The organism is Neobacillus sp. DFD-2R (assembly GCF_057747865.1).
Genome location: NZ_CM173228.1, coordinates 105,942 through 121,332, shown reverse-complemented (window position 1 = coordinate 121,332; position 15,391 = coordinate 105,942). Strand labels below are relative to the sequence as shown.

The window sequence follows — 15,391 nt, the reverse complement described above, 5'->3', positions numbered from 1 at the left end:
ATCCCCCTCTTATACAGTTTGTACATTATCCATTTTGTTTAAGGCGTTTTTTAAAAAATTATTTTCAATCCGCCTCATCCATAAAGAAACCCGGCCATTGCCGAGAGACGTAGTTGCCGGAAAGGTAAACTTTCCTCATTCGACGGGGAAAATCAACATTCTTAGAAAAATAAAAAGCACTCCACCTACACAATGTAAGGGAGCGCATATTAGTAAATATCGAATCGTTCCTTTTAAAAGGAGCCCAAAAAAGATTCTACAAGGGCCGGATAAAAAAGTCAAGCCGATTATAAATCTTCTTCTTCCTCGAACGTTTCTTCTTCTTCGAGGTCTTCATCATCTAAATCTTCTTCATCACCGAGATCAAATTCTTCTTCGTCCTCAATAACATCGTCATCGTCGGCCAAAAGATCCTCATCATCATCAAGGTCTTCATCAAGTATGTCTTCGTCATCTTCCAGAATATCATCTTCATCATCGGCAAAGTCATCAAGATCATCGTACTCTTCTTCTTCATCGATTTCATCGTAATCGTCAAGATCAAGATCCTCTTCATCGACAACCTTTTTAGCCTTTTTCTTCTTAGGTTTAACGGCAGAAACCACTTCTTCTTCAGCAGTATCAACAGGATACCAAACACGGAGACCCCAACGATTTTCACCTAATGAAAGGAAACGGCCATCAATATTCATATCAGTATAGAATTGTGCCAGGCGTGATCTGATTTCCTGTTCTGAAATATCTGCAGCAGCAGAGATTTCACTCACTAATTCATTAAAGGCAATAGCTTGCTTTCTATTTTTTAAAAACTCGTAAGCCATTTCTATGAGGGATAACTCTTTTAATTGCTCTTTTGAGTAACTTGCTAGGCTCATTTTTGGCACTTCCTTTCTCTATTTAACACCCTAAAAAGAGTGAATAACGGGCATTTAGCGGGATTTCCCCCAGAATACATATTCTTCATTATAAACAAATTTTTCCCGTTTATGCTAGTGCTATCTGCCGTTTCGCTTGATTTTTGTTGGATCTCTATCCGTTTCCTTCTTTGCTTTGTTTTTTTTAATCTCCTTAAATGACACTACCAAGAAGAAAATCGCCAGCAGTAAAAATGAAACCGCCCCTAATTGAAGCTGATAGAGATAATATAGCGGCCAAGCAAACACAAGTAAAACAACAATCATATAACTTATTTTCATTTGGTTACACCTGCCCGATAAACCTCATAGTTTGTTTGCTACTTTTGATTATATAAGAAAATAGTCTATTTTTATAATATGTTGAAAAATAATTATAACAGAAAAAGACAATGGCTCAAAAGCAGGAGCTTTTAGAGCCATTGTTTCAATAAATAAAATTTATAAAAGCTTGCCTGATAACGGGCGTTTCCGCTTTTCGGGCTGTCTAGCTCCAACGCCCAGCGGACTTCCCTCTCCTCCTTACGATAAGTCAACATCGAATCGACTTGAGCTCCGTGTTTCCTTTATCTCATTCGGAGCGGTCCAGTCCTGTCGTGCGCTAAACGGGCGTTTCCGCTTTTCGGGCTACATATTCCTGCGATACTGTCCGCCTACCTCATAAAGCGCTCTCGTAATTTGCCCCAGGCTTGCGACCTTAACGGTTTCCATTAATTCGGCAAAAATATTGCCATTGTTGACAGCAGCTTCTTTTAAGCTCGTTAATTTTTCCGCGGCCGCATCTGCATGACCTTCCTGGAAGGCACGTAAATTGTGAATTTGCAATTCTTTTTCTTCATAGGATGCTCTTGCCAGTTCCATACTATTGACAGCTTCCTCTGAAGGGGGATTAGGGTTCAAATAGGTGTTCACGCCAATGATCGGCAATTCACCCGTATGCTTTTTCATTTCATAGTACATTGATTCATCTTGGATTTTTCCGCGTTGATACTGCGTTTCCATCGAACCCAGTACCCCGCCGCGGTCGTTTAAGCGATCAAATTCCTGGAGGACCGCTTCTTCGACAAGCTCCGTTAACTCTTCAACAATAAAGGATCCCTGGAGCGGATTTTCATTTTTCGTTAATCCGTGTTCTTTGGTGATAATCATTTGAATCGCCATTGCCCGGCGCACTGACTCTTCGGTCGGCGTCGTTATCGCCTCATCATAGGCATTTGTGTGAAGCGAATTACAGTTATCCTGCAGTGCCATTAATGCTTGAAGTGTTGTGCGAATATCGTTAAAGTCAATTTCCTGCGCATGGAGCGAGCGGCCGGATGTTTGGACATGATACTTCAGCTTTTGGCTTCGTTCATTTGCCCCATATTTATCGCGCATTACCGTTGCCCAGATGCGGCGTGCCACGCGGCCGATTACCGTATATTCCGGGTCCAAGCCATTGGAGAAAAAGAATGACAGGTTTGGTGCGAAATCATCAATTTTCATGCCGCGGCTCAAATAATATTCCACATAAGTAAAACCATTTGACAATGTAAACGCCAGCTGGGAAATCGGGTTGGCCCCCGCTTCAGCAATATGGTAGCCGGAAATCGAAACGGAATAATAATTGCGCACCTGATGGTCAATGAAATACTGCTGGATATCACCCATCATTCTTAAAGCAAATTCCGTTGAAAAAATACAGGTGTTTTGGCCTTGATCTTCTTTTAAAATATCAGCCTGGACCGTGCCGCGGACCGTTTTCAATGTATAAGCCTTCACTTCAGCAAATTCTTCCACCGTTAACATTCGCCCAAGCTCCGCTTCTTTCTTTTCTACTTGCTGATCTATCGCCGTATTCATAAACATCGCCAAGATAATTGGTGCCGGACCATTGATTGTCATCGATACCGATGTTGATGGATGACATAAATCAAAGCCTGCATATAATTTTTTCATATCATCAAGCGTACAGACGCTGACGCCGCTTTCGCCGACCTTCCCAAAAATGTCCGGGCGGTAATCAGGGTCTTCGCCGTACAAGGTTACCGAATCAAACGCCGTACTTAAACGCTTAGCTGAATCGTCCTTTGATAAATAGTGGAAACGGCGATTCGTTCTTTCCGGGGTCCCTTCGCCGGCAAATTGCCGTTTTGGGTCTTCCCCCTCGCGCTTGAATGGAAATACCCCCGCTGTATAAGGGAATGAGCCCGGTACATTTTCTTGATAGACCCACCGGAGGATTTCACCGTAATCCTTATATTTAGGAAGCGCCACTTTTGGAATGTCCAGTCCTGATAAACTCTTTGTTTTTAAGACGGTAATAATTTCCTTGTCGCGAATTCTTGTCACCAATTGCTCGCTCGAATACGCTTCCTTCGTTTTTTCCCAACCGGCGAGAATTTTTTTCGATTCCGGTGTCAATTTGGCTTCGGTTTCTTGCTTAATCGCTTCTAATGAAGCGAGCACATCCCCGTTTGCTTCCCGCTCTTTGACGGCGGCAATTGCACCCTCAAGCTGGAATAATTTCCGGGCAATATTCGCCTGCTCCTCCGCTTTTTTATGAAACATGCGGACGGTATCGGAAATTTCACGTAAGTAATAGCGCCGATCTGTTGGAATAATGACATTTTGCTTTTCGACAAGGGCTTTTTTTGTAAAAGCAGTCAGCCAATCCGTTGCCATTTTCTCATTAATTTTTTCAATTAGCGCCGCAAACAAAGCATTCGTTCCTGGATCATTAAACTGGCTGGCAATCGTGCCGTAAACAGGCATCTCGGAAGCTTCTTTTTCAAACAGCATATGGCTGCGCTGGTATTGCTTTTGCACCTGGCGCTTCGCATCCTCGGAGCCCTTGCGCTCAAATTTATTGATCACTATTAAATCGGCGAAGTCGATCATATCAATTTTTTCAAGCTGTGACGGCGCCCCGAATTCACTTGTCATTACATACATCGACAAATCGCAAATTTCGGTAATACCGGCATCTCCTTGGCCGATTCCGCTCGTTTCAACGATCACAAGGTCAAATCCGGCCGCTTTCGTAACGGCAACCGCATCTTTGATTGCGAGCGAAAGCTCCGATTTCGATGATCTGGTCGCCAGGCTGCGCATATAGACATTTGGTGAAAAAATTGCATTCATGCGGATCCGGTCACCTAACAACGCGCCGCCCGTTTTTTGTTTCGTCGGGTCAACGGATAGAATCGCCACTTTTTTATCAGGCAGCTCATTGATAAACCGGCGGATTAATTCGTCGGTTAACGAGCTTTTTCCCGCACCGCCTGTTCCGGTGATTCCGACAACCGGAATGGCCTTTGATAGCGTTTTCACTTGTTCCAGCACCAATTCTGCTGCTGCCGCAACTTCTTTGTTGTCATCAACATGAAGTTCGGCCAGTGTGATTAGCTTGGCAATCGCATTAACATCACCTGTTGGCAGCTTTTCTATTTGCTCGGCGGCATTGGTAGTCACCGTCGGGAAGTCGCACTCTTCAAGCATCCTGTTGATCATTCCTTGAAGGCCCATCGTTCTGCCATCTTCAGGTGAGAAAATCCAGGCAATTCCGTAGTCATGAAGCTCTTTAATTTCCCGAGGGATAATAACGCCGCCCCCGCCGCCATATATGCGGATATGTGGTGCGCCCTTTTCCTTTAAAAGGTCGTACATATATTTAAAGTATTCAACGTGACCGCCTTGATAAGAAGAAATCGCAATCCCCTGCACATCCTCCTGAATCGCCGCATTCACCACTTCCTCCACCGAACGGTTATGACCAAGATGAATCACCTCCGCTCCGCTTGACTGCAAAATCCTTCTCATGATATTGATCGATGCATCATGCCCGTCAAACAAACTCGATGCTGTCACAAACCGAATATGATGCTTTGGCCGATAATTTCCCATCATTATCCCCCTATTAGAAAAGCGTAAGCGCCCTGTTTAGCGACGTTTGGACTGGAGCACACCGAATGAGATAAAGGAAACACGAATCGCGTTTTTTGTAATTCGATGTTGACTTATCGTATGGAGGTGAGCGAAGTACACCAGTCGCCGGGCGCCGGAGCTAGACATTAATCATTATGAAAATGAACCTTGTTCCTTCGTTCCACTTTTGTTCGTTTAAATTGTTGGTTTTTTCACACGATATTGATTTAAACCTGAAAACAAATGGTCCGTTTGCAGTTCAATGTATTCGTCCAAAGTAAATAATTTCCTCAATGCCCAGCGACGGAACCCCCACATCTGTCCCTGTACAAATATGTCATGAGCAATGATTTTTATTTGTTTTTGCGATAAGGTCAGTTCTCCAATTTCGACACACCTGGTCAGAAGATTTTCAAACATCCCGACCATTTCCATTTCTTTTTTCAACACATAGGGCAGAGCATCCTTTGAAAGTGATTTCACTTCTTGATACATGACCAGTACCTCAGCCTGCATTTCATCCATAACCCGAAAATAATCTCCAATCCCCAGCTTCAAGCTCGCAAGCGTCCCCTTTTCCTGGTCAAGTCCCTGTTCCAAACGCTCGCGGACATGATCGTAGATGCTATCGCAAACGAGGTAAAGGACGTCTTCCTTTGTGCGGATGTATTCATATAACGTCCCAATGCTAAAGCCGGCCGCTTTGGCAATTTCCCTTGTCGTCGTCCCATGAAATCCCTTTTCTTTAAAAAGCGTGACCGCCCCTTTAATCATCTGATCGCGCCTTTTTTGCACGAGCTTTTCATCTTTGACAGATGCCTGTACTTCCCGTTTTTTCATTATGCTATAACCGCCCTTTTTTCAAATAAAAAAGTATAACTTTTTTACTTTGACTACTGTCTAGCTCCAGCGCCCTATCGGCTAGAGCGCTTCCTTCACCTCGCATCGATAAGTCGAGAGCGAAAGACTAACGTCTTTCGACTCTCCTTATATCTCACTCGGCTCAGTCCAGCACTTTTCGTCGATGACCCAGGGCGCTTCCGCTTTTCTTTTTAGGCGATTTTCGATACCGCCATCTTTTTCTTATTTTGTCAGCATTCTTGAAATGACAAGACGCTGAATTTCCTGTGTTCCTTCGTAGATTTGCGTGATCTTTGCATCGCGCATGAATCTTTCAACCGGATAATCCTTTGTATAACCGTAACCGCCAAATATCTGTACTGCTTCGGTTGTGACCTTCATGGCCGTGTCACCGGCGAGTAATTTCGACATTGCCGATTCTTTTCCATATGGCAGGCCGTTTGATTCAAGCCATGCAGCTTGATAGGTTAATAGTCTTGAAGCTTCAATACCTGTGGCCATATCCGCAAGCTTAAAGCTGATTCCTTGGTTAGCAACGATCGGTTTGCCGAATTGGTGCCGCTCCTTTGCGTAATCGACGGCAGCGTCAAGCGCGCCTTGGGCAATTCCGACTGCCTGGGCAGCGATGCCATTACGGCCGCCGTCAAGGGTCATCATGGCAATTTTAAAGCCTTCGCCTTCTTCACCCAGTCTGTTTGCCACTGGAACCTTGCAATCTTCAAAAATAATTTCGGTTGTCGGTGACGAACGAATGCCGAGTTTCTTTTCTTTTTTCCCAACCGAGAAGCCCGGGAAGTCGCTTTCGATAATGAATGCTGTCGTTCCTTTTTGCTTGCTGGAAGGATCGGTTAAAGCAAACACCACATAAATGTCAGCAACGCCGCCGTTCGTAATGAAAATTTTTGAGCCATTTAACACATAATGGTCGCCTTCAAGGCGGGCCGTTGTTCTCATGCCGCCTGCATCCGAGCCGCTGCCGGGCTCCGTTAAACCGTAAGCACCGATTTTGCTGCCTTCTGCCATCGGACGAAGGAAGGTTTGTTTTTGCTCTTCAGAACCGAATTTGTAGATGGGCCAGCCGGCTAAAGAAGTATGGGCAGAGAGCATAACACCGGTCGATGCATCAACGCGGGAAAGCTCTTCAACGGCGATACAATAAGCTAAATAATCACTGCCGATGCCGCCGTACTCTTCAGGCCAAGGAATTCCGGTTAAGCCCAGTTCCGCCATTTTGTCGAAAATTTCACGGTCAAAGCGTTCTTCTTCGTCACGTTCAGCGGCAGTCGGCGCTACTTCGTTTCTCGCAAAATCCCGAACCATTTTCCTGATCATTTCATGCTCTTCGGATAATCTAAAGTTCATTGGTTTGTCCTCCATTATATTGATGTATTAGGATTCTTAACTTTAAAGATACTTACTCACCACAATCCGCTGAATTTCGCTCGTACCCTCGTAGATTTCCGTAATTTTGGCATCGCGAAAGTAGCGTTCGACCGGGTAATCCTCTGTATATCCGTACCCTCCGAACACTTGGATTGCTTCCGTTGATACTTCGACCGCTGTTCTCGATGCAAATATTTTTGCCATTGATGCTTCCTTCCCGCATTTCAAGCCGTTCATCCGTAAATCAGCTGCGCGATAGATTAATAGCCTTGCAGCCTCAACACTTGTTGCCATATCAGCAAGCTTGAAACCGATTCCTTGTTGGGCGGCAATCGGTTTGCCAAATTGGCGGCGTTCCTGTGCATAGGCGGTTGCGGCGTCTAATGCGGCTTCCGCAATCCCCAGCGCCTGAGTGGCGATGCCGATCCTGCCGACCTCGAGGTTGGCCATGGCAATTTTAAAACCATCCCCTTCTTGGCCAAGCATGTTTTCAACCGGTACCAACATGTCCTCAAACGTTAACTGCACTGTCCTTGAACCGTGCAAGCCCATTTTCTTTTCATCTTTGCCGATGACCAGACCCGGCGTGTCTTTATCAACAATAAATGCGGAAATACCTTTGCTTTTTAATTCCGGATTCGTCGATGCAAACACAATATAGACATCCGCTTCTCCGCCATTCGTAATAAAAACCTTCGAGCCATTTATACAAAAGTGGCCGTCTTTCCTAACTGCCCGGGATTTTAAGCTGGCGGCATCCGAACCGGAGCCCGCTTCCGTTAAGCAAAACGCACCCAAATACTTGCCTGAAGCAAGCTTTGGCAAGTACCGTTGTTTTTGTTCTTCCGTGCCGAAATAAAGAATTGGGTAAGTCGCCACTGATGTATGAACCGAAAGAATGACTCCCACAGTCGCACTGACCTTAGAAAGCTCATTGATGGCGATAATATAAGACGTAAAATCCATTTCCGCTCCGCCGTATTTTTCAGGGACAGGAATGCCCATTAAGCCGAGCTCGCCCATTTTGCGAATTATTTCCCGAGGAAATTCGCCCTTTTCCATCTTTTCAATAAATGGGGCAATTTCGCTGTTGGCAAAATCCCTGACCATTTTGCGCATCATTGCTTGTTCCGCAGTAAAAGTAAGATTCACGTTAATCTCCCCTTGAAGGAATGATGTAAAAGCCCGATTATTCGTACGTGTAAAAACCGCGGCCTGTTTTCTTGCCGAGCCAGCCTGCTTTTACATATTTGCGAAGCAGCGGACATGGGCGGTATTTATCATCGCCAAAGCCCTCTTGAAGCGTTTCCATAATATAAAGACATGTATCCAAGCCGATAAAATCAGCTAGTGTTAACGGCCCCATCGGGTGATTCATCCCTAATTTCATCACTTCGTCAATGGCTTCTTTTGTGGCAACACCTTCGTACAGTGTGTAAATCGCTTCATTGATCATCGGCATGAGCACGCGGTTGGAGACAAAGCCGGGAAAATCATTCACTTCAACAGGTACCTTGCTTAATGTTTTTGTCATGTCTTCGATTACTTGGTACACTTCATCCGCTGTTGCCAGACCGCGGATAATTTCCACCAACTTCATAACCGGAACCGGATTCATAAAATGCATGCCGATTACTTTTTCCGGACGCTTGGTGCTCGCTGCAATTTCCGTAATTGGCAGGGAAGACGTATTGCTGGCCAGGATTGCATGCTCAGGTGCGATTTCATCGAGCTGCGCAAAAATTTTCTTTTTGATTTCCATATTTTCAACGGCCGCTTCGATCACAAGGTCGACCTCACGGGCATCATTCAAATCTGTAGAAGGTGAGATGCTGCTTAGCACCTTCTGTTTTTGCTCCTCTGTCAGCTTTCCTTTTTCTACATTTCGGGAAAGGTTTTTATTGATTACTCCTAAGCCGCGTTCAACGTATTCCCCTTGAATGTCATTTAATAACACTTGATAGCCTGCTTGGGCACAAACCTGGGCAATCCCGGACCCCATTTGTCCTGCACCGATAACCATTACTTTTGCAACCTTCATTTTTTCCCCTCCGCCTGTCTATTAAGGAATTTTATTTTAGGGCTCTATTAAACTTACCTGTTGATTTCCGCTCCAGGCACTCGCTTTCCGCGGGCGGTCGGGAGCCTCCTCGGCACATAACGCGCCTGCGGGATCTCCCTTGACCCGCTTTTCCCGCAGGACATTGAATAAACTTCCACGAATATTCACCGCACGAAGAAAATGCGATAGCATTTTCGAGGAGTCTCGCGCCTTCCGCTCCATCTTGAACAAAGCCTAGTTTAAAAAAATTATGCCTTCGGGACCTCAATCATCACTGCATCGCCCTGACCGCCGCCGCTGCAGATAGCCGCAATTCCGATTCCGCCGCCCCGGCGCTTTAATTCATGCATTAACGTAATGATGATGCGGGCTCCGCTTGCTCCGATCGGGTGTCCGAGTGCAACCGCACCGCCGTTGACATTGACCTTTTCATAGTCAAGATTGGCAATTCTTCCACTCGCTAAGGCAACTGCGGCAAACGCTTCGTTGATTTCAAACAAATCGATTTCCTCAAGACCTTTACCTGTCTTCTTTAATAATTCATTAATGACAATGCCGGGCGTTTGCGGGAAATCCTTTGCTTCGACGGCAATTGCTGCGTGGCCAATAATATAAGCTTCAGGTGTTCTGCCTTCACGAACGGCACGCTCTTCGCTCATCAGCACGAGGGCAGCCGCACCGTCATTGACACCGGGGGCATTTCCTGCTGTAATTGTTCCGTCAAAATTGAAAACAGGTGTTAATTTTCCGAGCCGCTCCAATGAGGTGTCCTTGCGCGGTGATTCGTCATGCTCCACCACGACCGGCGCCCCTTTTCGCTGCGGTACTTCAACAGGAACGATTTCTTCCGCAAATTTCCCGCTTTCCATTGCGGCAATCGCCCGTTCATGGCTTCTGAATGCCCATTGGTCCTGCCCTTCACGGCTGATTTCCATTTCTTTTGCCGTAGAGTTCCCGTACGTTCCCATATGGGCGCCTGTAAAGCTGCAGCTTAATCCGTCATGGATCATTAAGTCCTTTATAGGTGAATCACCCATCCGTAAGCCCCACCTTGCTTTTGGAAGGATGTATGGTGCATTGCTCATTGATTCCATGCCGCCTGCCACGATGACCTCTTCATCACCGGCACGAATGATCTGGTCGCCTAACGTGACACTGCGCATTCCTGAGGCGCAAACCTTGTTGATTGTTTCGGTTTTTACTTCCCATGGTAAACCAGCATGCCGTGCAGCCTGGCGTGATGGAATTTGCCCCTGTCCGCCTTGTAAAACAGTACCCATTAGGACTTCCTGTACATCCCCAGAGCTAACCTCTGCACGGTTCAACGCTTCTTTAATGGCTATTCCGCCCAGTTCTGATGCACTAAAGTTACTCAACGCGCCGCCAAACTTTCCAAAAGGTGTTCTTACCCCACTTAAAATAACCGTTCTTCCCATTCTAAACACTCTCCCTTTTCTTAATATTCAGTCATACATAAACAAAGAAATATCCCTTCATTCAAGGCGACTGAACGCTCGCTCGAAATTGAATGAAAAATTAACGCAGGCATTTTGGTTTCTTAAAATAGCCCATGCCCACGACAAGAAAGATGTAAGCGTTTTTATTCCCTGTTTCTATTTTACAAAAAAAATAGTAGAAGTTGAAATGTTTTACACAAAATTCCTAAAATTTTATGAATTCGTGAAAAAGCACTCAACCTCTGCTATTACCATTTTTTATGAAACTCGTGCAGTTGGTTCCCCGCAAACCGCTTTTTCAAGCAATTCGGCCACATCGTAGGTGGAAACCTTTTCTTCCACTTCCTTCGCTTTTGTTCCGTCTGAAAGCATTGTTAAGCAGTATGGACATCCTGAACTGATAACGGAAGGATTTACGGCAAGTGCCTGCTCTGTCCTCGCCACGTTAATGCGGTGTCCTGTTTCTTCCTCCATCCACATTAAACCGCCGCCGGCACCACAGCACATCCCTTTTTCGCGGTTTCTTTCCATCTCGACAAGCTTCACGCCGGGGATCGATTTCAGGATTTCCCGCGGTGGATCGTAAACGTCATTGTAACGGCCTAAATAGCAGGAATCATGGAAGGTAATCGTTTCGTTAACAGCGTGCTTTGGAACCAGTTTTCCTTCCTTTACCAGCTGATAAAGAATTTCCGTATGGTGATATACTTCTGCCTGTAATCCGAAGTCAGGGTATTCATTTTTGAAAATATTATAGGCATGCGGGTCAATCGTTATGATTTTCTTGACCTCAGCCTTTTCAAATTCCTCTATATTCTTAACGGCAAGATCTTGGAACAAGAACTCATTACCGAGCCGACGAGGTGTGTCACCGGAGTTCTTTTCTTTATTTCCAAGGATGGCAAATTTCACGCCGGCCTCGTTCATTAATTTTGCAAAAGAAAGAGCAATTTTTTGGCTGCGGTTATCATAAGAGCCCATTGAGCCCACCCAGAATAGGTATTCGTATTCTTCGCCCGCCTTGTTCATTTCTTTTACAGTTGGAATATGAACATCAAGGCGCGCTTCGCGCCAATTTTCACGTTCCTTTCGGTTTAAGCCCCATGGGTTCCCTTGACGTTCGATGTTCGTCATCGCCCGCTGGGCATCAGCGTCCATCTTCCCTTCTGTTAACACGAGGAAACGGCGGAGGTCGATAATTTTATCTACATGCTCATTCATAACCGGGCATTGATCTTCACAGTTACGGCAGGTTGTACAAGCCCAAATTTCCTCTTCGGTTATGACCTCGCCAATTAAGCTTGGATTGTAAGTGAGTGTAGCCGCTGCTTCTTCAGCCCCCCGGCCGCTTGCCGCAAGAGCAATTTGATTTCCTTTTGTATTTGCAAATGCAAAGGTTGGCACCCATGGCTGTTTCGAGGTAACAGCCGCACCGTAATTTGTTAAGTGATCACGAAGCTTCACGATTAAGTCCATTGGTGAAAGCATTTTGCCTGTTCCTGTTGCGGGACACATATTGGTACAGCGGCCGCATTCTACGCAGGCATAAAAGTCAATCATTTGCAGCTGCGTAAAATCTTCAATTTTTCCCACACCAAAGGATTCCTGCGATTCATCTTCAAAATCAACTTTTTTCAATTTCCCCGGGTTTTCCAGGCGGTTAAAATAAACATTGGCAGGACCCGCAATTAAGTGTGCATGTTTTGATTGCGGGACATACACTAAAAATGACAGCAGGAATAGTAAATGCATCCACCAAGCGATGTAGAATATCGCAATGGCGGCCGGTTTCCCAATCCAAGAGAAAGCGGTTGCAATTAGTGAGGCAATTGGCTCTGTCCAAGAAGCTTCATCACCGTGCCAGATAATTCCCATCCCGTTCCCCAAAAGGACGGACAGCATCAAGCCGCCAATGAACAACAGTACAAGACCGGATTTAAAATTCCGTTTCAAACGGACGAGTTTTTCAATATAGCGGCGGTAAAACGCCCAGACAACTGCTATCAGGATGACAAGCGTGACAATTTCCTGGAAAAATGTAAATCCTGAATATAATGGGCCGAGCGGAAGATGTGAGCCAGGATGGATCCCCTTCCAAATAAAATCAATCGCGCCAAATTGGACAAGAATAAAGCCGTAAAAAAACATGACGTGAATAGCGCCGCTTTTTTTATCTTTTAATAGTTTCTTCTGTCCAAACACATTGACCCAAATTTTGTGCAGCCGCTCTTTGACATTGTTGTCAAACTCGACTTTTTTGCCAAGCTTAATGAATGCCACTCGAGTTTTTACCACATAAACGAACAAACTGATCGCGTAAGCGGTTACAACTAAGAAGGCAATAAGGTTTACCCACAAAAGCCCGTTCATTCAAAACGCCCCTTCCCCTTTGTGAAGTCGTAGAAAATTTAATCGTTTTTAAATTTTCAGAACATATACTTATCTCTATTATATTATGAATGAGCATTCAGTCAATGACTTTTTTTCAGATTTGTGACTACTCATAGAACAGCTTGCTTTTGGCAAACCTAACAGAACGGATTGGAGGAAAAGATTCAAATGAATTTCGCACTCATTTTTTTCGGACTTATACTTCTTATCATCCTATGGTTCTTCATCGATTTTTCGTTAGGAAGGAGGAAGCATCTCTCCCTTGTCAGAAAAAGTGAAACCCCGATGATCCATGGCAATTTTGATATTTTTCCTCATGGCAAAGAACTTTTCGCCGATTATTTTTACGAATTGAAACGGGCCAAAAAACATATACACGTATTATTTTATATTGTCAAAGCGGATGCTTTTAGCTATGAATTTTTAGATATTTTAAAAGAAAAAGCGGCTGAGGGAATTGAAGTCAGGCTGCTGCTTGATCGGATTGGGAGCTATCAGATCACGAAGCAAATCGTGTCGTCATTGCGTGAAGCGGGTGTCCGCTTTGCCTTTAGCAATACGCTCAAGTTTCCGTTTCTGTTTTATTCCTCCCAGGTGCGCAATCATCGCAAAATTTCGATCATTGACGGTGAAATTGGCTATCTGGGCGGTTTTAATATCGGCAAAGAATATATTGACGAAGACCCTAAACTGAGCCCTTGGCGTGATTATCATTTAAAAATTACAGGCGAAAGCGTCACTTTTTTACAAAGTGAGTTTTTAATTGATTGGCGGGAATATGCACAGGAAGATTTATTAGGTTCTTCCGTCTACTTTCCCAAATTGCCGAAGGGAAGTGTTCGCCATCAATTTATTCCCACAGAGGCCAACCATCTCGAAGCATCGTTTATCAACTTGATTCAAAAGGCAACAAATTCCATCACAATTGGCACACCCTATTTTATACCGAGCAATAGGCTTTTCCAGGAGTTGATTAAGAAGGCGCGGGAAGGGATAAAGATTTCGGTCGTTGTCCCCTATACAGCTGATCATATGCTTGTTCAAGAGGCTTCATTCCGCTATTTGCGCAGGCTTTTGAAAGAAGGTATCCAGGTTTTTCAATATAAAAACGGTTTTTACCATGCCAAAACAATTGTGATTGATGACAAAATTTGCGATATCGGAACAGCTAATTTTGATAAAAGAAGTTTATTTTTAAACAAGGAAATTAATTGCCTGATCTATGACAGGGAATTTATCGGCAGGCTGACCGATGTTTTAAGAAAGGACATTCTTGATTCGCGGCCATTGACGCTAAAGGATTTAAATAAGCCCAGCCTTCTCAGGTCGGTTAAAGAAAGCCTCGCCGGCGCTCTTTCGCTGTTTTTATAATTTAAAAATAAGAGGCTTTAAACGAATAGAACGAATGCATTTTTTCAAGGCAGAATGGTTAAAGTAACAATAGCCAAGGAGGGAATAGGATGGAGAATACACATGAGTTTGTTGCCAAAATGAATGAAAATAAAAAGAAGCAGGAACAGAATAAAAAGCATCAAGGGGATGGAAATCCGGGGAAAAAGCTGCCTAATAAGCAGCATAATTAAGGGTAATAAGCATCGGGTTATGATCCGATGCTTTTTTATTTAATAAAAGCGCAAGTGCTCCGTTTAGCGTACGACAGGACTGGAGTGCTTCGACTGAGATAAAGGAAACACGGAGCTCAAGTCGATTCGATGTTGACTTATCTTTAGGGAGAAGAGCGAAGTACACCAGCCGCCGGGCGCTCCTCGAAAAAGATACCGCTTTTTCTTCGTGCGATGCAAATGCTGCCGAAGCCCTTCCTTGTGAAGCCGGACAATTCTCAAAGTCAAAAATTTATACTTATACTTTAAAAAAAGTCCCCGGACTTGGAGACTTTTTTAGACTTCTTCAATTAAATTTAATACGGGTACTTCCCGTTCGTCCTCAGGATTTTTCCGCGAGTAGATTCTTGCCATTTTTGATGCTTCATCGACGTGTTGAATAATCACCGGCGTTCCATCATAGGTGACATTGATGATTTCAGGTGACTCCGCAATTTCCTTTGCTCTTCCTATATTCATTCGGTTCACTCCTCCAGGATATTTCTTTATTAATATTTACCATTTTTAAGGTACTATTCAATTTTTTTCAGGTTAAACTTTGTGATTTTTTAGGAGTTTCGATTGATTCCGCCGTAATTGTCATTCATTCCGCGGACTACCGGTTTTATTCCGCCGACTTTTGGAATATTTCCGCCAGTTTTGACCTTAATCCCGCGAGAATTCCTATTTATTCCGCATACCCCTTTTTTATTAAGTTCGTGCTGCGATCTTGAATCGGGAATTCCGCAGACTTTCAGAATTATTCCGTCAGTTTCTACCTTTTTCCCGCGAGAACTCCTATTTATTCCGCATACC

General features: G+C 44.4%; 12 protein-coding genes. 2 read left to right on the top strand and 10 right to left on the bottom strand.

The genetic code is table 11. From position 1 onward, the window contains the following. Window positions 1-287: 287 nt before the first annotated feature. The 9 genes from rpoE to AC3ANV_RS00570 form a co-directional block, all read right to left on the bottom strand. Complete coding sequence (rpoE, locus tag AC3ANV_RS00610; RefSeq protein WP_488311775.1) at window positions 288-875, bottom strand: DNA-directed RNA polymerase subunit delta; 588 nt, start codon at window positions 873-875, stop codon at window positions 288-290. A 120-nt stretch (window positions 876-995) separates the two neighbouring features. Further along, window positions 996-1,196 (bottom strand): hypothetical protein, encoded by a 201-nt coding sequence (locus AC3ANV_RS00605; RefSeq protein ID WP_488311774.1) that lies wholly within the window; start codon window positions 1,194-1,196, stop codon window positions 996-998. Between the two features lie 345 nt (window positions 1,197-1,541). After that, window positions 1,542-4,799, bottom strand: a complete 3,258-nt coding sequence (gene icmF, locus AC3ANV_RS00600; protein ID WP_488314357.1) for a fused isobutyryl-CoA mutase/GTPase IcmF — start codon at window positions 4,797-4,799, stop codon at window positions 1,542-1,544. A 216-nt stretch (window positions 4,800-5,015) separates the two neighbouring features. Further along, a complete protein-coding gene (locus tag AC3ANV_RS00595; protein ID WP_488311773.1) occupies window positions 5,016-5,660 on the bottom strand; it encodes a TetR/AcrR family transcriptional regulator in 645 nt (214 codons plus the stop codon). Between the two features lie 243 nt (window positions 5,661-5,903). Further along, window positions 5,904-7,043 (bottom strand): acyl-CoA dehydrogenase, encoded by a 1,140-nt coding sequence (locus AC3ANV_RS00590; protein WP_488311772.1) that lies wholly within the window; start codon window positions 7,041-7,043, stop codon window positions 5,904-5,906. 42 nt (window positions 7,044-7,085) lie between these two features. Beyond that, complete coding sequence (locus tag AC3ANV_RS00585) at window positions 7,086-8,216, bottom strand: acyl-CoA dehydrogenase (RefSeq protein WP_488311771.1); 1,131 nt, start codon at window positions 8,214-8,216, stop codon at window positions 7,086-7,088. A gap of 37 nt (window positions 8,217-8,253) precedes the next feature. After that, the gene (locus tag AC3ANV_RS00580) at window positions 8,254-9,105 is read right to left on the bottom strand and encodes a 3-hydroxybutyryl-CoA dehydrogenase (protein WP_488311770.1); all 852 of its coding nucleotides are present in this window, start codon (window positions 9,103-9,105) and stop codon (window positions 8,254-8,256) included. A gap of 269 nt (window positions 9,106-9,374) precedes the next feature. Beyond that, the gene (locus AC3ANV_RS00575) at window positions 9,375-10,562 is read right to left on the bottom strand and encodes an acetyl-CoA C-acetyltransferase (protein WP_488311769.1); all 1,188 of its coding nucleotides are present in this window, start codon (window positions 10,560-10,562) and stop codon (window positions 9,375-9,377) included. A gap of 279 nt (window positions 10,563-10,841) precedes the next feature. After that, window positions 10,842-12,953 (bottom strand): (Fe-S)-binding protein, encoded by a 2,112-nt coding sequence (locus AC3ANV_RS00570; protein WP_488311768.1) that lies wholly within the window; start codon window positions 12,951-12,953, stop codon window positions 10,842-10,844. 189 nt (window positions 12,954-13,142) lie between these two features. Between AC3ANV_RS00570 and cls the strand changes: the two genes are divergently transcribed. Together cls and AC3ANV_RS00560 are read left to right on the top strand one after the other, a co-directional pair. Continuing rightward, window positions 13,143-14,345 carry a cardiolipin synthase gene (gene cls / locus AC3ANV_RS00565; protein ID WP_488311767.1) on the top strand — a complete coding sequence of 401 codons (1,203 nt, stop codon included), beginning with the start codon at window positions 13,143-13,145 and terminating at the stop codon, window positions 14,343-14,345. Between the two features lie 89 nt (window positions 14,346-14,434). Beyond that, window positions 14,435-14,557, top strand: a complete 123-nt coding sequence (locus tag AC3ANV_RS00560) for a DUF4023 family protein (protein ID WP_488311766.1) — start codon at window positions 14,435-14,437, stop codon at window positions 14,555-14,557. 315 nt (window positions 14,558-14,872) lie between these two features. Here the strand turns inward: AC3ANV_RS00560 and AC3ANV_RS00555 are convergent, their stop codons facing one another. After that, a complete protein-coding gene (locus AC3ANV_RS00555) occupies window positions 14,873-15,055 on the bottom strand; it encodes an H-type small acid-soluble spore protein (RefSeq protein ID WP_488311765.1) in 183 nt (60 codons plus the stop codon). Window positions 15,056-15,391: the final 336 nt, after the last annotated feature.